The following is a 20715-nucleotide window of genomic DNA, read 5'->3' as shown; positions in this document are numbered from 1 at the left end:
ATTTTTTTATTCTTCGTATTTTAATGCTCTTTTTATTATTGTATATGATGAAATTGGCGATAAGTATATTATGCTTTTATTATCTCTTTCAGTAACCACAAAAGACTTTAAATTATCCTTTGATATCTTCACAATAAACCCTTCTTCCTCAGCTATTCTCAAAAATTCACAAGTATCTTTTGACATATGTTTGATATCAATATTAAAAACTGCTATTATTTCGTTGTCAGGTACAACAACATTACCACCTAAATGAACGTACATAATTTCCTCCTTAATCAGGCATTATTACTCCATCTGAAATCAAAAAGTATTTATCACCTTTTATATCATCTTTTTCCGTATGTGTTATAAATGTCTGGCAACCACTAATTTTATTTAAAATATATCTTCTTCTATTTAAATCCAATTCTGACATTACATCATCAAGTAAAAGTATTGGATTTTCATGGTTCTCAGACTTCATCATTTCATGTTCAGCTAGTTTAAGACATAAAGCAATTGTCCTTTGCTGTCCCTGTGATGCATAAATTCTGGAATCATGACCATTTACATATATTTTAATATCATCTCTATGAGGCCCGTACTTAGTATCGCCATATTTTATATCTGTATCTCTATTTAATTTCAACTTATTGCTTAGTGATTCTTTTATGTACTTTATATCATCAATTTTATCCATAACATTGTTCCAGTAGCAAATCTCAACTTCTTCATTTGATATATCATTCAATATCTTTTTTACAATTAAATTAAGATTATTGACGTACTGTTTTCTGTACATAATGATTTTAGACCCAAAAATCGAAAGCTGTTCATCCATTATATCCAGAAGCTTTAAATTTTCACTTTTAAATTTTATATCTTTTAATACTTTGTTTCTATTTGCTAAAACTTTGTTGTACTGTATAATATCGTAAAGGTAATTTCTTTTAATCATTGATATAGATGCGTCCATATACCGCCTTCTTATAAAAGGACTGCCTTTTACAATGTTTAAATCGTCTGGAGAAAAAATTGTTGTAAGTATAACCCCAATAAGCTCTGAAATACTTTTTATCTTATTGTTGTTCACTTTAAAAAATTTGTTTTGATTCAATTTATAACCTGTTTCAATTGTTATTTCTTCATTGTCTATATTAAATATACCTTTCATATAATAGTAATCACTGTTAAAGTTTACCATATCTTTGTTTTTGCTATTTCTGAAGGATTTGCCAATGCTTAAGATCCTTATACATTCTAAAAGATTACTTTTACCTTGTGCATTTGTTCCATATATTACATTAGTTCCAGCAGAGAATATTACCTTCTGATGCTTTAAATTCTTAAAATTGTCAATTGTAAGCTCTTTCAAATACACTTATTCCTTATCCTTTCGTTATATGGAAAATAACATAATCTTAATACATTGTAATATATTACAAAACTTTAAATTCATGGTCATTAACAACTACAATATCACCACTGCGCAACTTCTTGCCTCTTTTAAGTTCAATATTGCCGTTTACTTTTACGAGCCCATCTAATATCATCTGTTTACCTTTACCACCAGTTTCTGCAACACCTACATACTTCAAAAATTGATCAAGTGTAATATAATCCGTGTTAATTTTTACCTCTTTCATAATATCTAATCCCTTCAATTACTAACCATTTAATTTTACAGGCAACACCATGTATAGATAATCATCATCTTCTACAGGAGTTATTATCATAGGGTTAATGCTGTTTATCATATTCATTTTAATTTTTTCAGAATCAATCACCCTCAATGCTTCTAGTAGATACCTGGAGTTAAATGCGATCTCTATCAGATTTCCTTCAATATCAATATTCACACGTTCAGACATCTTTCCCTTTTCTGAATTTGATGATATAATAAGTTCCTTTTCATTAAAAGTGAACTTTATCAAATTGCTTTTATTTGAAGCTAATAGCGATGCCCTATCTATGGCACCTATTAAATCATCTTTTTCGATAATGACTATCGACTTAAAGTCTTTTGGAATGACTGCCTTATAATTCATATAATTCCCATCCAGAAGCTTTGATATAACTTTTGTATCATTAATTTCAAATAAAATCTGATTACCTGTGAAAGACACATACACATTATCATCATTATCTTCCATTATCCTAACAAGCTCATTTGCAGTCGTACCCGGTATGACAACACTAAAGTCGTCAAATCTTTTTAACAAAAGATCTTCTGATATATATTTTTTTATTGCCATGCGGTATCCATCTAGTGCTACCATATTTATCGTATTTTTGTTTATCTCCATTAGTATTCCTGTTAAAACAGGTCTTGTCATATCTTGTGCCACACAAAATGAAGTCATTTTAATCATTTCTTTTAAGACATTTTGATTTATACTAAAAGTTATTTCTTTTAAAACTTCCGGTATATCAGGAAATTCTTCAGATGAATTACCTGATATTGTAAATTCTGACAATCCGCACTTTATATTCACTATATAATCTTGGTCAGTTGTAAAGTAAATTGTGTCTTCTGGAAGTTTTCTTACGAGATCAGAGAATACTTTCGATGAAACGACAATACTTCCCTCTTCGACAATTTCAGCATCAACTTTACATTCGATACCTATTTCCATATCTGTTGAATACATGACTAATTTATTGTCTTTTGCAGTTAAAAGTATTCCTTGGAGAATAGGCAGGGTGGTACGGGGGGTTACCCCCTTTATAACTTTATTTACTGCATTTAATAATGAAATTTTATCGCAAGAAAATTTCATAAAGTTTTCGCTCCTTTTTAAGCATATTTTATAAAAATAAGAATATATATAAAAATAGTAGTAGTAATAATAGAGCTTGTTAATATGTGAAAAAGTATTTTAATATCCGTAGTGACAAGCTTCGACATTTGTTAATAAATTTGTTTAAACAGTAGAAAATTATTAACAATATCAACAAGCTCAAAAAAAATAATGTTATTAACAGTTTATCAACGTGGATATGTTAAAATCCCTTTATTCGTTTTTTAAGTTCCTCTATCTGTTTATTTAAAGACTCATCTTCTTTAATGTCGTTTGAAATTTTATCGTACGCATGTATCACTGTAGTATGATCTTTACCGAATTCTTCACCTATCTTTGGTAATGACAAATCAGTCATTTCACGGGCTAAGTACATTGCAATCTGCCTTGGAAATGCTATTGTCTTCGTTCTTTTTTTCGATATAAAATCCTCGTATTTTATGTTGTAATATTTACATACTTCTTCTTGTATTAATTTAACCGTTATTTTTCTAACTTTGTTTGATATTATGTCTTTTAGTGCATCCTTTGCAAGATCAAGATCGATATTTGCCTTTGTAAGTGATGAAAAGGCAACGATTCTTATTAGTGCACCTTCTAATTCTCTTATGTTAGAAGGAATTTTTTCTGCTATATATATAAGTACATCATCAGGTATATTTAAGTTTTCATTTTGCGCTTTTTTCTTTAAGATAGCTATCCTTGTTTCAAAATCTGGCGGCTGAATATCTGCTATGAGTCCCCATTCAAATCGAGATCTTAATCTGTCTTCAAGTGTTGGTATCTCTTTTGGAGGTCTATCACTTGAAACTATGATCTGTTTATTCGCTTCGTACAATGTATTAAATGTGTGGAAGAATTCCTCCTGTGTCCTTTCTTTTTTAGCGATGAATTGTATATCATCAATCAGGAGAATATCCATACTTCTGTATTTATTTCTAAATTCTTCGTTTTTGTCATCTTTTATAGAATTAACTAGTTCATTTGTAAATGTCTCAGATGTAACATACATTATTTTTGTATTGCTGTTGTGCTCTAGTACGAAATGGCCTATTGCATGCATTAAATGCGTTTTGCCAAGGCCAACCCCCCCATATATAAATAATGGATTATATGCCCTTGCAGGTGATTGAGCTACGGCTAAACATGCAGCATGAGCCAGTTTGTTGCTGTTTCCAACCACAAATGTGTCAAATGTATATTTAGGATTCAGCATAGTAGAAACAATTTTGTCTTTGTCGTTTTTATACTGGACTGTTTCCTTTATTTTTTTATACTCATCTTCATCTTCGGAGACTATTTTTATTTCTATGTTTTTATTAGTAATAGATTTTGCTGCATCGTATATTACGTTTAAGTATCTTCCGTTTATTATGTTTTTGGTAAATACATTGACAGTTGATAGTACCAGTATATTGTCTAAAAGAGCAACTGGCTTTAAATGAACAAGCCAAGTTGTATAACTGGTAGACGTCAACTCACTTTTTAATTTTTCAAATATTGCATCCCACAATGTGTAACAATCTTCATACATTTTGTGACCTCCTACAAATATAAACAAGCTGTTGATAAAAATTAGTTTATTTATGTTTATATCGGATAAATGTTGATAAAGTTTGTTTAAAAGGCAAAAAAATATCAACAATGTATCATTGTTTTTTAGTTATAAATATACTGTGTATAAAATTTTGTTTATAAAAATTTATATAAAAAGGCTTAAAAAACCTTAAATATAATTTTAATGTATAAGAAAAAAATGAAATAATAACAAGTTATTCACAGATTTATACACAACCTGTGAATAACTAAATATCTATATGAATAAATTCTTTTACTTATTAACAACTTCGATTATATGATATCAAATTATTAACACATTATCAATAAAAAAATAAAATTTATCAACAACGTATGAATAAAACTTTTTAATATGTTAATAACATTAATGGATTAATTTATTGACATGCAAATAAATAAACGATATAATCTTATTAGCATTTTTAAGGTTTTAGGAGGTGTAGTAGTGTTACGTACACATCAGCCAAAAGTAAGGCACAGAAAAAAGGAACATGGATTTAGAAAAAGGATGTCTACTAAAAATGGTCGTAATGTTTTAAAAAGAAGAAGAAGAAAGGGTAGACATAGGTTGACAGCATAAGGAAGGCCTTAATGAGGCCTTTTTTGCAATCGGAGGTTTATATACATGATATGGTTAAGATAAAACGAAGTAGTGATTTTAAAAATGTCTATAGATACGGTAAATCTATTTCAAACCAGTACATTGTAATGTATTACTTAGAAAATAATTTGGGAATCAATAGAGTTGGTTTTTCGGTAAGCAAAAAAGTAGGTAAGAGCGTAATTAGAAACCGCTATAAGAGATTGTTATATGAAAATTTTAGGTTATTGGATCGCGATTTATTTAAAGGATATGACATTATTTTTATTGCAAGAAATAAGATTATTGAGGCAGATTTCTATATGGTAGGAAATGCTATGAGGAGACTGTTAACAAAATCTTCTCTTTATATGGTGAATAAATAATGAAATACATTTTTATATATTTAATACGATTCTATCAGAAATTTATATCTCCTATGAAGCCAAAATCGTGTAGATTTTATCCGACTTGTTCTCAATACGCTATAGACGCTATAAAAAAGTATGGTGTTTTAAAAGGTGGTATTATGGCTTTGTGGAGGATATTAAGATGCAATCCATTTAATCCGGGTGGATATGATCCTGTAAAATAGTTTAGGAGGTTTAAAATGGCAGCAATTGGTATGTACCTTGGCCAGTTACTAAAGTTTATATATGATTTTGTTGGAAATTATGGTGTTGCTATAATTATTTTTACGATTTTAATTAGAATTGTTCTTTTGCCTTTTTACGTTCAACAGATGGGAACAATGAAAAAGATGAAAGAGATAAATCCTTTAGTGGAAGATTTAAAGAAAAAATATGCAAAGGATCCTCAAAAGTTAAATGAGGAAATGATGAAGCTTTATAAAGAGAAAAATGTTAATCCTATGAGTGGTTGTCTACCGATGCTGTTGCCGCTTATAATACTTTGGCCGCTTTTTGCTATGCTTAGGAATTATCCGGCATTTAGTACTGCATCATTTTTATGGCTAAAAAGCTTAGCTGATAAGGATCCCTACTTTATATTGCCAATATTGTCTGGTATTACGACGTATATTTCTTCTGCGATGATACAGACAGATAACAGCCAAAAATCAATGAATCTTATCATGTCAGCTTTTATGATTTGGATAACTGTTTCTTTACCGGCAGGTGTAGGAATATATTGGGTTACAAGCAACATTTTTCAGATAGCTCAGCAATATTTCTTCTTAAGACCTACCGAATCAATGAAGGGAGAGTCTTCAAATGAGGGAAATAATAAAAACAGGAAAAACAGTTGAAGAGGCTATCAATGCCGGACTTATAGAGCTAGGTATTTCTAGAGATATGGTAGATATAGAAGTAATAGATGAAGGCAGTAAAGGATTTCTGGGCCTACTGGGAAAACAAGCTATAGTTAAGATTATTGTTAAGGACGTTGTAAAGGAAAATGTCAAAAAATTTTTAGATGGAATAATCAAGTTGATCGGAATAGATGTAGAATATGATATTGATGAAAAAGACAATAGCATATTGGTGAATTTGAAGGGAAATGAAGTTGGACTTCTAATAGGATATAGAGGTGAAACATTGGATTCTCTTCAATACTTGACTTCGTTAGTAGCTAACAAAAAAAATATAGAAGGTATACATAAGAGGATTTTGTTAGATGCGGAAAATTATCGTGCCAAGAGAGAGAAGATACTGATAAATTTGGCAAATAAAATAGCAAAAAAAGTCAAGCAAGAAAATAGGAGCATTACATTAGAGCCGATGAATGCAAATGAGAGAAGGATAATTCATCTAGCTTTGCAGGATGACCCTGATATAGAAACATTTAGTGAAGGCGAGGAGCCAAATAGGAGAGTTACAATATCTTTGAAGTAGATACCCAAGACAAGGGTATTTTTTCTTTTACCATATTGTAAAATAATGATTAGTGATATATTATCATATTTAAGATTGGAAAGTTTGGTGGTTTAATATGATAGATGATACGATTGCAGCAATATCTACTGCTGTTGGTGAAGCAGGTATTTCGATTATAAGAATAAGTGGCAGTGATGCTATAAAAATAGTTTCTGGCATATTCAAATCTAAAAGAAATATAGATTTAAAAACCGTGAGAAGCCATACTGTGCATTATGGCTTTATTTGCGATAGCGAATCTAATGAAGTATATGATGAAGTGCTTGTTAATGTAATGAAGAGCCCACACACTTACACAAAAGAGGATATTGTAGAGATAAATTGTCACGGTGGTTATGTACCTGCCAAGAGGATTTTAGAATTGGTTTTAAAAAATGGTGCAAGACTTGCTGAACCCGGTGAATTTACAAAGAGGGCTTTTATAAATGGAAGAATTGATATGTCACAGGCGGAAGCGGTTATAGATATAATAAGGTCAAAGACGGCTCTTTCAAATAAATACGCTGTAATGCAGTTAAGTGGCAGTGTTAAAGATAAAATAAATGAAATAAAGAAGGACTTAGTTGCACTCATTGCACATATATTTGCACTGATGGACTTTCCTGATGAAGATGTAGAGATATTCAATGATGGTGAATTGATAGATGGAATTAAAAATGCAATTAAAAAAATTGATGAATTATTAGATTCATCAGAAAAAGGAAGGATAATAAGAGAAGGACTTAATACAGCCATAATTGGTAAGCCTAATGTAGGCAAGTCTTCGCTACTAAATGCACTTTTAAATGAAAATAGAGCAATTGTAACTGATATACCTGGTACGACTAGGGATATAATTGAGGAGTATTTGAATATAAAAGGGATACCGATAAAGCTTATTGATACAGCAGGTATCAGAGATACTGATGAATTAGTAGAGAAAATAGGTGTAGAAAGAAGTATGGAAGCAATTAATAAGGCAGACCTTATTATTTTTGTTTTTGACAATTCAAGACCTTTGGAGAAGGAAGATTATGAAATACTGAGTATAATTGATGATAAGAATGTTTTGTACGTTTTAAATAAAATCGATTTGCCATCTATGATAGACTTGAATGAAATCAGAAGAATTTCAAATGAAAAATATATAAGTTTATCATCTGTTACAAAAGAAGGGTTTGATGTTCTGGAAAATACTGTATACAGTATGGTGATGGAGAATGGACTATCAAACAATGAATTTCTTTTAACAAATATGAGGCATAAAGACGCTTTATTAAAAGCTAAAGAAAATTTAATGTCTTGTCTTAATACAATAGAAAGCGGTTTAACAGAGGATTTTGTATCTATAGATTTAAATGCTGCTATTGATAATCTTGGTTTGATAACTGGTGAAACTGCTAATGAAGATTTGATAAATGAAATTTTCGAAAGATTTTGTGTTGGAAAGTAGGTGCTTAAATGATATACGATGCTGGATCATATGATGTTGCTGTTATAGGTTTAGGGCATGCAGGGTGTGAAGCAGCTTTAGCCACGGCTAGGCTTGGACTTAAAACAGTTGCGTTTGCAATAAATTTAGATTCGATTGCGTTAATGCCGTGTAATCCTGCAATAGGAGGCCCTGCCAAGACAAATCTTGTAAGAGAGATTGATGCACTGGGGGGACAAATGGCCATAAATACAGATGAAACTTTGATACAGGAAAGGACTTTAAATACCAGCAAAGGGCCTGCTGTAAGGGCATTAAGAGCTCAGTCTGATAAAAAAAGATACCAATTTAATATGAAGTATACACTTGAAAAGCAGGAGAATCTCGACATAAAACAAGCTGAAGTTGTTGATATTGAAGTAGAAAATGGTGAAGTGAAAAGTGTAATTACAAAAAATGGTGCAAGATATATGTGTAAGTCATGTATTGTAACGACAGGTACTTATTTAAGGGGAAGAATTATAATTGGCGATGTAAGTTATAGCGGTGGTCCTAATGGATTGTTTCCTGCAAATGAATTGTCCAAATGTTTAGAGAGACTTAATATAAAATTGATGAGGTTTAAGACAGGTACACCTGCTCGTGTAGATAAAAAATCTATTAATTTTGATGCTATGGAAATTCAGCCTGGTGATGAAAAAATAAAACCTTTTTCATATTTGCATGATGAAATAAATGTGGAACAAATCCCATGCTGGCTTACGTATACAAATAGTAAGACACATGAGGTTATAATGAGAAACATAGACAGGTCGCCACTTTACAGTGGTGAAATTAAAGGCGTTGGACCAAGGTATTGTCCTTCTATAGAAGATAAAGTTGTTAAATTTCCAGACAAACCTAGACATCAGCTTTTTATAGAGCCTGAAGGAAGGAATACCAATGAGATGTACGTACAAGGCATGTCTTCTAGCATGCCTGAGGATGTTCAGATTGAATTTTTAAGGACAATAAAAGGACTTGAAAATGTAAAAGTTATGAGGCCTGGATACGCCATTGAGTATGACTGCATTGATCCTACACAGTTAAAGCAGTCACTTGAATTAAAGACAATATCAGGATTGTTTTTTGCAGGTCAGGTAAATGGAACATCTGGTTATGAGGAAGCTGCTGCGCAGGGTTTGATGGCAGGTATAAATGCTGCTATGAAGCTTTTAAATAGAGAGCCTTTTATATTAGATAGATCTGAAGCGTATATAGGTGTCTTAATTGATGACCTTGTTACAAAAGGTACAAATGAACCTTATAGAATGCTGACATCAAGAGCTGAATACAGACTTATATTGAGACAGGACAATGCGGATTTTAGATTGACTGAAAAGGGAAGGCAAATTGGACTTGTAGATGATGAAAGGTACGAAAGGTTTTTGAAGAAAAAAATTCAGTATGAAGAAGAGATGGAAAGATTGAAAAACGCAATGATTGTTCCAAGTGATTTTGTCAATGAATATTTAAAATCTAAAGGAAGTTCACCAATTGTGACAGGGATTACCATGTATGATTTACTAAAAAGGCCTGAGATTGATTATATTTCATCTAAGTTAATTGACAAGGATAGACCTGAAGATATAAGAGATGATGTAGCAGAGCAGATCGATATTAATATAAAATATGAAGGATATATAAAGAAACAGTTGGAACAAGTGGAGAAATTTAAGGCGTTAGAAAACAAAAAGATACCTTCTTGGATAAATTATGATGATATAAAAGGTATAAGCATTGAGGCAAAGCAAAAGTTAAAAAGTATAATGCCGACTTCTGTGGGACAGGCATCTAGGATATCAGGTGTATCACCTGCTGATATATCTGTAATTTTAATTTATTTGCAGTCAAGGAGATAGATTATGAAGAAAGACAATATTGATTTACTAATAAGTGGAGCAGAATCATTAGGAGTTAATCTCCAACTGTTCCATGTGGAACAATTCATAAAATATTATGATCTTCTTCTGGAATGGAATCAAAAAATGAATTTGACAGCCATTACGGAAGAAAGGGATGTTGTCATTAAGCATTTTTTGGATAGCTTAACAGCTAAAATTTGTAAAAAGATAAATGGCAATGAAAAGATAATAGATGTAGGTGCAGGTGCTGGATTTCCATCTATACCTCTTAAAATTATTTATCCCTCTTTGAGATTGACTATTATTGACTCATTAAAAAAGCGAACTGTTTTTTTAAATGAATTAGTACAGCAATTACATCTAAATGATGTAGAGATAATACATGGGCGTGCAGAAGACTTAGGAAAGGATAATTTTTTAAGAGAAAAATTCGATATATCATTGTCAAGAGCTGTTGCACAATTAAATGTATTACTTGAGTATTGCATTCCATTTGTTAAAATTGATGGATATTTAATTGCATATAAAGGCTCAAATGTAGATGAGGAGATAGCAATGTCTAATAATGCTTTAAATATTTTAAAGAGTAATATAGAAGATGTTTTTGAAGTAACATTGCCTTATACGGATATTGTTCATAATCTGCTTTTGATAAGAAAATTTGGTACTACAGATATGAAATATCCTAGAAAGCCAAAATTAATTGAAAAAATACCACTTTAAGTGAAAGGATAAATATTATGGGTAATCTAAGAGCGTGTTTATTAGTATCAAGAGCTGTAATTATTAATGACAATAAAGTTTTACTTGTTAAACATCAGGTGGAAAATGAGATTGGATGGGTTTTTCCTGGTGGACGAGTTGAGGAGAATGAGTCTTGCGTTGATGCACTGATAAGAGAATGCAAAGAAGAAACGGGTTATGATATTATTGCAGATAGTGTATGCTATCTTGAGGAATACAGCATTTACTACGCAACGTATTTTAGATGTTCAATTGTTGGTGGAGATTTGCGATTGGGTTTTGATCCGGATATGCCTGAAGACAAACAAGTGATAAAAGATGTTAAGTGGATAGATATTTCTGAATTTGACAAATATGATATATATCCTGAAGGACTTAAAGAAATGATTAAAGATGGAACCATTGATTCTCTAAGTATAAGAATACCTGAAATTTATAGGTAAAATAGCTTTTTATTTCAATAATAAAATAATAGGATAATTATGGTATATTAGGAGGAATTTTGATTTTATTGTAGAATATATATAAGTAATAATCTGATTGTTTTTAAAGAGGTGTTTTTTATGGTTTCGATAAAGCAACAAGAGATTAAATACTTGCCGATAGACCTTATTAGACCTAATCCATATCAGCCTCGTAAAATTTTTGACACTGCCAATCTGCAGGAGCTTTGTGATTCAATAAAAGCTTATGGAGTGATACAGCCAATAAGTGTAAGAGTTGTAAATGGCAATTCTTACGAGCTTATTTCAGGTGAGAGGCGGTTGAGGGCTTCAAAACTTGCGGGACTTAAGACGATACCTGCCATAGTTTTTGAAGCCTATGACGAAGACTCTGCAGTTATTGCTTTGATTGAAAATCTTCAAAGAAAAGATCTAAATTTTTTAGAGGAAGCAGAAGGGTATAATAATTTGATAAACGACCATAATCTCACACAAGAAAAATTAGCTGCTATGCTTGGAAAAAGCCAATCTACAATAGCTAACAAATTGAGGCTTTTAAAATTAAGTGATAGCATTAAAGCAAAATTGATTGAAAATAACCTGACAGAGAGACACGCAAGAGCACTTTTAAGGCTTCCCGATGAAGAACTTCAAAATAAAGCAATTGACATAATAATTAAGAAGAAATGCAATGTTAAAGAAACTGAAAAAATTGTGCAGGACATGATAAATAAGATTACGATGGAAGAAGATAAGAAACAAGAAAAAAAGAAAATGATGAAATTTTATAAGGACATAAGAATTTTTGTAAATACTATTAAACAGGCAATTTCAATAATGAAAAAATCTGGTGTTGATGCGGAATACACAGAGCAGAATGAAGATGATTATATAGAATTTAAGATAAGAATTCCTAAAAAATAGCATTCAATCATCCCCGTGTTGTTATTTAACTTTTGTTCCACATGGAACAATGTTATAATAAAAATATGATAAAAATAGCGGGGTGATAAATTGGGAAAAATAATAGCTATAGCAAATCAAAAAGGTGGAGTTGGCAAAACAACGACAACAATAAATTTAGGTTATTCCTTATCTGCCAGTGGGAAAAAGGTGTTATGTGTCGATATGGACCCCCAAAGCAATATGACCAGTGGCTTTGGAATAGATGATTCATCCCTTAATTGTACTACATATAATATTTTAATTGAAGAAAGAAACATAAAAGAAGCTCTTATAACGCTTAATGAGATGAATGGTATTTCTATTGTACCATCCAGCATCCAATTGGCAGGAGCAGAGATAGAACTTGTTCCCATGCTATCGAGGGAATTCAGGCTTAAAAATTCCCTCAAAGATATTAAAGATGATTATGATTTTATTTTGATTGATTGTCCTCCATCGTTGGGACTTTTAACAATTAATGCATTAACGGCAGCAGATTCAGTATTAGTGCCGATACAGTGTGAATATTATGCTTTGGAAGGTTTAACGCAGTTAATGAATACAATAAACTTAATAAAGAAAAACATCAATCACAGCCTTGAAATTGAAGGGGTTGTATTAACCATGTTTAATGCTAGGACAAACTTATCGATACAGGTTGTTGATGAAGTTAAGAAATACTTCAAGGGAAAAGTCTACGGCACTATAATACCGAGAAATATACGATTAGGTGAAGCACCAAGCTTTGGAAAACCTATTTCTCTTTATGACCCACATTCAAAAGGTGCTGAAGCATATGAAGAATTGGCAAAAGAGATAATTGAAAGGAATGGTGAGGCAATTGAATAATAAAAGAGGGCTTGGTAGAGGTTTACAAGCTCTTATACCTGATATTGATGAAGAAAATACAAAAGGCGTAGAAAATATAAAAATTTCAGACATAGAGCCAAATCAATTCCAGCCAAGGAAACATTTTGATGATGAATCTTTAAAAGAGTTATCTGATTCTATAAAAGAACACGGTATTATACAGCCTATTATTGTTAGAAAAATCAATTTAGGATACCAAATTGTAGCAGGGGAAAGAAGATGGAGAGCAGCTAAACTTGCAGGGCTAAAAGAAATACCAGCTATAGTTAAAGATTTTGATGACCAAAAAGTGATGGAGATAGCCCTTATAGAAAATCTCCAGAGAGAAGACCTCAATCCAATTGACGAAGCAAAAGCATACAAGTCACTGATGGAACAGTTTAACTTAACACAGGAAGAAATATCAAAGAGAGTTGGCAAAAGCAGGTCGGCAATTGCTAATAGCATTAGATTGCTTAATCTAGATGAAAAAGTTCAAAATATGCTGATGGAAGGGAAAATAACTACAGGTCATGCAAAAGTCATATTAGCTTTGCAAGATGCAGACAAGCAGAATATAATTGCAAATAAAATTGTTGATAAGAATTTAAATGTTAGAGAAACGGAAAATTTAATAAAAGAAGTGGCATCATCGAAAAGAAAAAAAAGACAGGTTAATGACATATATATTAAAGAGATAGAAGACAATTTTTGCAGATTTTTTGGAACGAAGGTAAAGATAATACCAGGTAAAAATAAAGGAAAGATAATGATCGAATATTACGGTGAAGAGGATTTATCCAGGCTTACAGATCTTATAATAAATAGATGATAGAAAATGCATTTGTAAAAACAAATGCATTTTCTATTGTAACTATGGCTAAATAAATATAAAATATAGATATATGAATAAAACTTACAGGTGAAAATATATGGAACACTATATAATAATTTGTAATTCGACGCAGCATATGCTGAATGCAGATAAAATATTAAAGCAAAATGATATTAAGACTGAATTGATTCCTGCTCCATCAGAGTATGGTTCTGTGTGCAGTACCGCAATAAAAATTAATGCATATAATGTTGATGTAGCAAAAAAACTCCTTAAAGATAATTCTATATCATTGAAAGGGATATACCCTTATAAAATACGTAAACTTGAAGGAATTATTGATAAAATTAAAGAAGACTTAAATGATGATTTAATAAATGTCTTGAAAAAAGTAGAAAATGGAATAGAGCTAACAGAAGACGACATAGTTGTCATACTAAGTTCCAGTGGTGATAAGAACTTAAATTCTATATTTAAAGCTGCGGATGAGATGCGAAAGGCAGTTGTAGGTGATATTGTTGATATAAGGGCAGCAATAGAATTTTCAAATATTTGCAGAAAGAATTGTTTTTATTGTGGGTTAAGGAGAGATAATTTATCTGTTGAGCGATATAGGATGGACATAGATGAGATAATCCAAACTGCAAAAGAATTAAAAAAGATGGGTATAAGGACAGTTATTCTTCAATCAGGTGAAGATCCGTGGTATACAGAAAATAAGATAATTGAAATTATTAAGAAAATTAAGAAAGAGACTAATATGCGCATAACGTTAAGTATTGGTGAAAGAAGTTATGAAGAATACAAGCATTTTAGGGAAGCTGGGGCAAATAATTTTTTGTTGAAAATAGAAACTACCAACAGGGAAATATTTAAAAATATACATCCTGATGATGATTTTGATTATCGCGTTAAATGTTCTGAGTGGCTAAGGGAGAACGGATATGTAAATGGTAATGGCAATATTATAGGACTTCCTGGACAAACAGCAAGAGATATAGCGAAAGATATATTGTTTTTTAAAGATATGGGAATCCACATGGTAGGTATTGGACCATTTGTACCGGCTACAGGCACACCATTGGAGACATATCCACATGGAGATGTTGAGATGACGTTAAAGACAGTTGCGGCAACGAGGCTTGTTTTAAAAAATGTTTTTATACCTGCTACAACTGCATTGGCAACTATTGATAAAGATGCACAAGTTAAGGCTTTAATGGCAGGTGCAAATACAATTATGTTGATTTCTACACCTTCTAAGTACAGAAGCAGGTATAAGATATACAGCAATAAAAACATGGTAGATTTACAGACGGCATATAGAGCAGTTATTAAAGCTGGAAGGAAAATGCCTCCTTATATTAACTTAGAATACATTAAAGATAGTGAATAAAATTAATTGATGGGAGGGTTATAATTGATTTATTTTGATAATGCAGCTACATCATATCCTAAGCCAGAATCAGTTTACGATGAGATTGACAGGGTAATGAGGTATTGTGGAAATCCAGGTAGAGGAAGTCATAGATTAGCAATAGACTCTGGAAAGCATATATTAGAGGCAAGGCAGGAGTTGTGCCAGCTTTTTAATATAAATGATCCTATGAGAGTAATTTTTACGCTTAATACTACAGATTCTTTAAATATCGCATTAAAAGGCATTTTAAATGAAGGCGATCATGTGATAACATCAAGCATGGAGCATAACTCAATGATAAGACCACTGATAGCTTTAAGAGACAGCAATTATATTGATTTGACAATAGTGAAATGCGATCAGAAGGGAAATATTGATGTTGATGATGTAAGAAAAGCTATTAAGAAAAATACGAAATTGATTGCTATGATACACGCATCGAATGTGACTGGCACATTGATGCCTATAAGGGAAATAGGTAGTATTGCCCGGGAAATGGGCGTGTATTTCCTGGTTGATGCTGCACAAACTGCTGGAAGTTATCCTATTGATGTAGAAAGAGACAATATTGATTTATTGGCGTTTCCCGGCCATAAATCTCTCCTTGGGCCACAAGGCACAGGGGGACTATATGTAAGGGATACGATAAAACTTAAAACGATAAAGGAAGGTGGAACAGGCAGCAATTCAGAAAATATCCATCAACCTGATATGATGCCAGACATGCTTGAGAGTGGAACACCAAACACACCTGGTATTGCAGGTCTAAAAGAAGGTGTGAAATATATTAGAAGCATAGGTGTAGAAAATATATTAAAACATGAAAGGAAGTTGACAAAAAGGTTCATTGACGGTGTAAAAGATATACCAAACCTTATATTGTATGGGAATAGCGATGAAGAAATGAGAGTTGGAGTTATATCTATAAATATCAAAGATATAGATTCTGGGGAAGTCAGCTACATTCTGGATAAAGCTTTTGATATAGCTACAAGATCTGGTCTTCATTGCTCATCACTGGCTCATCAGACGATAGGCACACTTAAGACAGGTACAGTCAGATTTGGAATAGGGTATTTTAATACCGAAGATGAAGTAGATAAAGCTGTAGATGCATTGTACACCATAGCAAAACAAGCGCTGACTTAAGGAAATTTATGAAATTCGGAGGAGAAAGTATGCAAGAACTGATGATGATATTTAATAAAAACATGAGTTTATTTATTTTATTTGCCATTGTTCTTGGGTTATTTGATTTCATAGTAGTTATTATAATTAATTCTAGATACACAAAATTAAAGAAACAGTATAAGAAGCTTATAAAAGAATTGGAAACCGGAGATGTAATTGAGCTTTTAACAAAGAACATAAGTAAAAATGAAGAATTTAACGAAAAGCTTGAAAGGTTTAGGAAAGAGTTAAGCATGATAGATAGTGAAATGAAGGCTTCTATAAAGAAAGTTGGTATTGTAAGGTATAATGCGTTTAATGATGTGGGATCTGACTTGAGCTTTTCAATAGCTCTTTTAGACAGTGAAGACAATGGAATAGTCTTGTCAGGAATATATGGCAGAAATGAAACAGCTACATTTGCAAAGCCAATAGTTAAAGCACAGTCAAATTATCCTTTATCGGCAGAGGAGATTCAGGCAATAGACAAAGCGAGGAAGGGTCAAAGGTGAGTATAAGTAGCAATGTGTGTTGATGGGGAAGTTCTGCTTTTTAACAACATAGTATTGAACGTAGAGAGGAATTCTGTAAAAATATGTACAAATTAAATAAAAAGTATATTAACAAAAAACTTCAGCCATACTATATATGTCTGAAGTTTTTTGATTTTTCATTTCACACAATAAGAACCGACCTGGAGGCGTATAGATGGATGGAATAAACAGAGGAAAGCTTTTAATCATAGGTGGTGCAGAAGATAAAAAAGACAAATGCATAATCTTAAAAGAAGTGATAAAACTATCTGGTGGTGAAAATAGCAGAATAGTCATAATGACTACTGCAACAGAAAAGCCAGAAGAGGTAGGTAAAAATTATGTAGAAATTTTTAAGAGGTTAGGAGCTGGAACTGTTGAAACTGTAAATATAGATTCGAGAGATGATGCAAAAAACGAAATTGTTGAAGAAAGACTAAGAAACAGCACATGTATTTTCTTTACAGGCGGAGATCAGCTGAGGATTACAAGTATACTTGGAGGAAGTGGTATTGACAAACTTTTAAATGAATTAAATAAACAGAAAGGTATTTTAATAGTTGGGACAAGTGCAGGAGCATCTGTTATGTCCACAACGATGATAATAGGTGGCAATGATGAGGAGTCTCCAAGGAAATGTACAATAAACATGGCTCCAGGATTGGGACTTTTAAATGACGTGATAATAGACCAGCATTTTGCACAAAGAGGAAGAATTGGAAGGCTGCTTACTGCGATAGCTGAAAACCCAGAAAATCTTGGAGTAGGAATTGATGAAGATACCGCTATAGTAGTCGATGGAAATAAATTTAGAGTTATTGGCTCGAATGCAGTAACTGTAGTCGACGGTAGGACATTGAAAAATACCAATGTGTCAGAGTCTAGCCCTGATGAGATATTATCATTAACACATGTGACACTACATATACTCCCATCAGGGTATGGTTTTGATATTATGCTAAGAGAGCCTTTTAAATATAACAAGGAGGATATATAATGGTTATAAAGGATATAAGGGTATATCGTGGCAGAAACATATACTGCCATAGACCTGTTGTAAAGATGATTGTGGATACAGGTGATTATGATATACCAACAAAAGATATACCGGGATTTAATGAAAGGCTTATAAGAACAATTCCTAGTTTAAACAAACATTGTTGTTCGTACGGTTATGAAGGTGGTTTTTTAAAGAGACTTGATGAAGGTACATATCTTCCACATGTTACAGAGCATATAATATTGGAAATTCAAAATATACTTGGGTATGATGTGAAATATGGGAAAGCTAGATTGATTGAAGGACATCTTTACAATGTAATATTTGAATATGAATTAGAAGAATGTGCAATAAGATCAGCTAAATTAGCGGTTGAGATGGTCAATAAATTTATAAGTGGAGAGGATTTCAACTTTGAGAAAGAATTAGAGCAAATAAGAAAGATTGTTGTGGAAGTTGAGCTGGGGCCCAGTACTATGGCTATAAAGAAAGCTGCAGAAGAAGCGTCAATTCCTGTAACAAGGGTTGGAAATGGCAGCATATTGAGACTAGGTTATGGACGCTATCAAAAGATGATAGAAGGAACTATAACCCAGAATACTAGCTGCATTGCTGTAGATATAGCCTGTGATAAGATTCTGACCAAAAACATTATTAGAGAATACGGGCTGCCAGTACCTGAAGGAGATGTTGCATATAATGAAAATGATGCAATAGCCATAGCTGAGGAAATTGGCTACCCAGTTGTAGTTAAACCATATAATGGCAATCAAGGGAAAGGTGTTTTTTTGAATCTATTAAATAAAGAGGAATTAATCGTCGCTTATAGAAATGCAAAAAACATAAGTGATTTAGTTATAGTTGAAAGACATATTAAGGGGAAAAATTACAGAGTTCTTGTGATTGGTGATAGAGTTGTTGCAGTATCGGAAAGAATACCTGCTAGAGTCTTAAGTGATGGAATACATACAATTAAGGAGCTAGTAGAGATTGAAAATAGAAATCCTCTAAGAGGTGTTGGGCATGAGAAACCTCTTACAAAAATAAACATAGACAATATTTCACAATTTGTGTTAAAAAAGCAAGGATACCAAATTGATGATATTCCTCCAAAAGGTGTATACGTATATTTTCGCGAAAGTGCAAACTTAAGCACTGGTGGTACAGCAATTGATAGGACGAAAGAAATACATCCTGATAATATAGAAATAGCAGTGAGAGCTGCAAAGGCCATTGGCTTGGATATTGCAGGAATTGATATTACTATGGAAAATATTTCTATGCCTTTAAACAGAGGCAATGGCGCTATAATTGAAGTTAATGCGGCTCCAGGCATAAGGATGCATCACTACCCGTCTAAGGGTAAATCAAGAGATGTCGCAAAAGCGATTATAAATATGCTTTATCCAAAAGGGAGCAAAGCTACAATACCAATTATATCAGTTACTGGTACCAATGGGAAAACGACGACAGTGAGAATGATATCTCAAATATTGAGGACGTATGGTTATACGGTTGGAATGACGTCTACAGATGGGATTTATGTTGATGATGTATGTATATATAAAGGTGATAATTCAGGACCTAAAAGTGCCAGGACATGTCTTGCGGATAAAAATATTGATGCGGCTGTGTTGGAAACAGCAAGAGGTGGCATTGTAAGGGAAGGTTTAGGATACGATTTGGCTGATGTAGGCATAATTACGAATATTTCAGAAGACCACCTTGGCATAGATGGTATTGAAACATTAGAAGATCTAGCATTTGTAAAATCTTTAGTGGTGGAAGCTGTAAAAAAAGATGGGTACTCAGTCTTAAATGCTGATGATCCTATGACACCGTATATTTCTAAAAGGGCAAAAGGAAAAATCATATATTTTTCAATGCATGAGAATAACCTTACTATAAAAAGGCATTTAGAAGAAGGTGGTATTTCTGTATACGTAAAAAATGATACGATAGTAATCGCAAATGGTGAAATAGTACCTGTTGCAAAAATTGATGAGATTCCAGCTACGCTAAACGGCAAAGTCTTGTACAATGTAGAAAATGCCATGGCAGCAATTGCCGCATCGTACGGCATCAAGATTCCAGTGAATGTGATTTCAAAGGGAATCAAATCATTTTATTGCGATGAAAATCACAATCCAGGTAGATTTAATATTTTCAATGTAGGAAGTTTCCGAGTCCTTGTGGATTATGGCCATAATATAGACGGTATAAGAAAGGTAATAGAATCGGCTCGAAAGCTGAATCCTAATCGCTTGCTTGGAGTAATTGGTGTGCCGGGTGACAGAAGTGATTCAAGCACATTGAAGATAGGTGAAATCTGCGGAGAAGGATTTGATAAAGTTTATATAAAAGAGGATTTAGATTTAAGAGGACGAAAGCCAGGTGAAATAGCAAAACTTCTGGAAATAGGCGCACTAAAGGGTGGACTCGGTAAAGAAGACGTAAATGTGATTTTAAAAGAAGTAGATGCGTTAAAGACCGCTATGTACGAAGCACAACCGGGAGATTTGATTGTGATATTCTATGAAAAATATGCGCCTGTAGTAGATGCCATAAACAATTTTATAAAAATAAGTCAGTTTGATATAGATGAAAGCAAAGAAAGGGCTTGAA

22 protein-coding genes are annotated in these 20715 nt (G+C 32.4%); 17 read left to right on the top strand and 5 right to left on the bottom strand.

Going from position 1 to position 20715, the window contains the following annotated elements; translation table 11 throughout:
* Positions 1-6 precede the first annotated feature (6 nt).
* From remB to dnaA, 5 genes are all read right to left on the bottom strand, one after another.
* Positions 7-264 carry an extracellular matrix regulator RemB gene (remB, locus tag J2Z80_RS08040; RefSeq protein ID WP_192403721.1) on the bottom strand — a complete coding sequence of 86 codons (258 nt, stop codon included), beginning with the start codon at positions 262-264 and terminating at the stop codon, positions 7-9.
* 10 nt (positions 265-274) lie between these two features.
* Positions 275-1363, bottom strand: a complete 1089-nt coding sequence (recF, locus tag J2Z80_RS08035) for a DNA replication/repair protein RecF (protein WP_192403719.1) — start codon at positions 1361-1363, stop codon at positions 275-277.
* Between the two features lie 58 nt (positions 1364-1421).
* A complete protein-coding gene (locus J2Z80_RS08030; RefSeq protein ID WP_209453924.1) occupies positions 1422-1628 on the bottom strand; it encodes an RNA-binding S4 domain-containing protein in 207 nt (68 codons plus the stop codon).
* Between the two features lie 21 nt (positions 1629-1649).
* Complete coding sequence (dnaN, locus tag J2Z80_RS08025) at positions 1650-2762, bottom strand: DNA polymerase III subunit beta (RefSeq protein ID WP_209453923.1); 1113 nt, start codon at positions 2760-2762, stop codon at positions 1650-1652.
* 223 nt (positions 2763-2985) lie between these two features.
* Entirely contained in the window at positions 2986-4317 is a 1332-nt protein-coding gene (dnaA, locus tag J2Z80_RS08020) for a chromosomal replication initiator protein DnaA (protein ID WP_192403716.1), read from the bottom strand.
* 489 nt (positions 4318-4806) lie between these two features.
* Between dnaA and rpmH the strand changes: the two genes are divergently transcribed.
* The 17 genes from rpmH (at position 4807) to cphA (ending at position 20714) form a co-directional block, all read left to right on the top strand.
* Positions 4807-4941, top strand: a complete 135-nt coding sequence (rpmH, locus tag J2Z80_RS08015; RefSeq protein WP_013299153.1) for a 50S ribosomal protein L34 — start codon at positions 4807-4809, stop codon at positions 4939-4941.
* A gap of 11 nt (positions 4942-4952) precedes the next feature.
* A complete protein-coding gene (gene rnpA / locus J2Z80_RS08010; RefSeq protein ID WP_209453922.1) occupies positions 4953-5327 on the top strand; it encodes a ribonuclease P protein component in 375 nt (124 codons plus the stop codon).
* The gene (yidD, locus tag J2Z80_RS08005) at positions 5327-5536 is read left to right on the top strand and encodes a membrane protein insertion efficiency factor YidD (protein ID WP_013299151.1); all 210 of its coding nucleotides are present in this window, start codon (positions 5327-5329) and stop codon (positions 5534-5536) included. Before rnpA ends, yidD begins: the two co-directional genes overlap by 1 nt.
* A 15-nt stretch (positions 5537-5551) precedes the next feature.
* On the top strand, positions 5552-6208 hold the full coding sequence (locus J2Z80_RS08000) for a YidC/Oxa1 family membrane protein insertase (protein WP_209453921.1): 657 nt from the start codon (positions 5552-5554) through the stop codon (positions 6206-6208).
* Entirely contained in the window at positions 6174-6794 is a 621-nt protein-coding gene (jag, locus tag J2Z80_RS07995; RefSeq protein ID WP_209453920.1) for an RNA-binding cell elongation regulator Jag/EloR, read from the top strand. The genes J2Z80_RS08000 and jag overlap by 35 nt, the downstream gene beginning before the upstream one ends.
* Before the next feature lie 97 nt (positions 6795-6891).
* Positions 6892-8268, top strand: coding sequence for a tRNA uridine-5-carboxymethylaminomethyl(34) synthesis GTPase MnmE (mnmE, locus tag J2Z80_RS07990; protein WP_209453919.1), 1377 nt, complete (start codon positions 6892-6894; stop codon positions 8266-8268).
* 8 nt (positions 8269-8276) lie between these two features.
* Positions 8277-10148, top strand: coding sequence for a tRNA uridine-5-carboxymethylaminomethyl(34) synthesis enzyme MnmG (gene mnmG / locus J2Z80_RS07985; RefSeq protein WP_209453918.1), 1872 nt, complete (start codon positions 8277-8279; stop codon positions 10146-10148).
* A 3-nt stretch (positions 10149-10151) separates the two neighbouring features.
* Positions 10152-10874 (top strand): 16S rRNA (guanine(527)-N(7))-methyltransferase RsmG, encoded by a 723-nt coding sequence (gene rsmG / locus J2Z80_RS07980; RefSeq protein WP_209453917.1) that lies wholly within the window; start codon positions 10152-10154, stop codon positions 10872-10874.
* A gap of 17 nt (positions 10875-10891) precedes the next feature.
* Positions 10892-11338 (top strand): NUDIX domain-containing protein, encoded by a 447-nt coding sequence (locus tag J2Z80_RS07975; protein WP_209453916.1) that lies wholly within the window; start codon positions 10892-10894, stop codon positions 11336-11338.
* A gap of 120 nt (positions 11339-11458) precedes the next feature.
* Positions 11459-12262, top strand: coding sequence for a nucleoid occlusion protein (gene noc, locus J2Z80_RS07970; protein WP_209453915.1), 804 nt, complete (start codon positions 11459-11461; stop codon positions 12260-12262).
* Between the two features lie 90 nt (positions 12263-12352).
* Complete coding sequence (locus J2Z80_RS07965; RefSeq protein ID WP_209453914.1) at positions 12353-13132, top strand: ParA family protein; 780 nt, start codon at positions 12353-12355, stop codon at positions 13130-13132.
* On the top strand, positions 13125-13964 hold the full coding sequence (locus J2Z80_RS07960) for a ParB/RepB/Spo0J family partition protein (RefSeq protein WP_209453913.1): 840 nt from the start codon (positions 13125-13127) through the stop codon (positions 13962-13964). The genes J2Z80_RS07965 and J2Z80_RS07960 overlap by 8 nt, the downstream gene beginning before the upstream one ends.
* Positions 13965-14064: 100 nt before the next feature.
* Entirely contained in the window at positions 14065-15363 is a 1299-nt protein-coding gene (gene hydE / locus J2Z80_RS07955) for a [FeFe] hydrogenase H-cluster radical SAM maturase HydE (protein WP_209453912.1), read from the top strand.
* Between the two features lie 24 nt (positions 15364-15387).
* Complete coding sequence (locus tag J2Z80_RS07950) at positions 15388-16536, top strand: aminotransferase class V-fold PLP-dependent enzyme (RefSeq protein ID WP_209453911.1); 1149 nt, start codon at positions 15388-15390, stop codon at positions 16534-16536.
* A 29-nt stretch (positions 16537-16565) separates the two neighbouring features.
* Complete coding sequence (locus J2Z80_RS07945; protein WP_209453910.1) at positions 16566-17069, top strand: DUF4446 family protein; 504 nt, start codon at positions 16566-16568, stop codon at positions 17067-17069.
* A 196-nt stretch (positions 17070-17265) separates the two neighbouring features.
* Positions 17266-18087 (top strand): cyanophycinase, encoded by an 822-nt coding sequence (locus J2Z80_RS07940; protein ID WP_209453909.1) that lies wholly within the window; start codon positions 17266-17268, stop codon positions 18085-18087.
* Positions 18087-20714, top strand: a complete 2628-nt coding sequence (cphA, locus tag J2Z80_RS07935; RefSeq protein WP_209453908.1) for a cyanophycin synthetase — start codon at positions 18087-18089, stop codon at positions 20712-20714. Before J2Z80_RS07940 ends, cphA begins: the two co-directional genes overlap by 1 nt.
* Position 20715: the final 1 nt, after the last annotated feature.

This window comes from Thermoanaerobacterium butyriciformans (assembly GCF_017874545.1).
Classification (GTDB): Bacteria; Bacillota; Thermoanaerobacteria; order Thermoanaerobacterales; family Thermoanaerobacteraceae; genus Thermoanaerobacterium; species Thermoanaerobacterium butyriciformans.
This window is presented reverse-complemented; position numbering and strand designations above follow the sequence as displayed.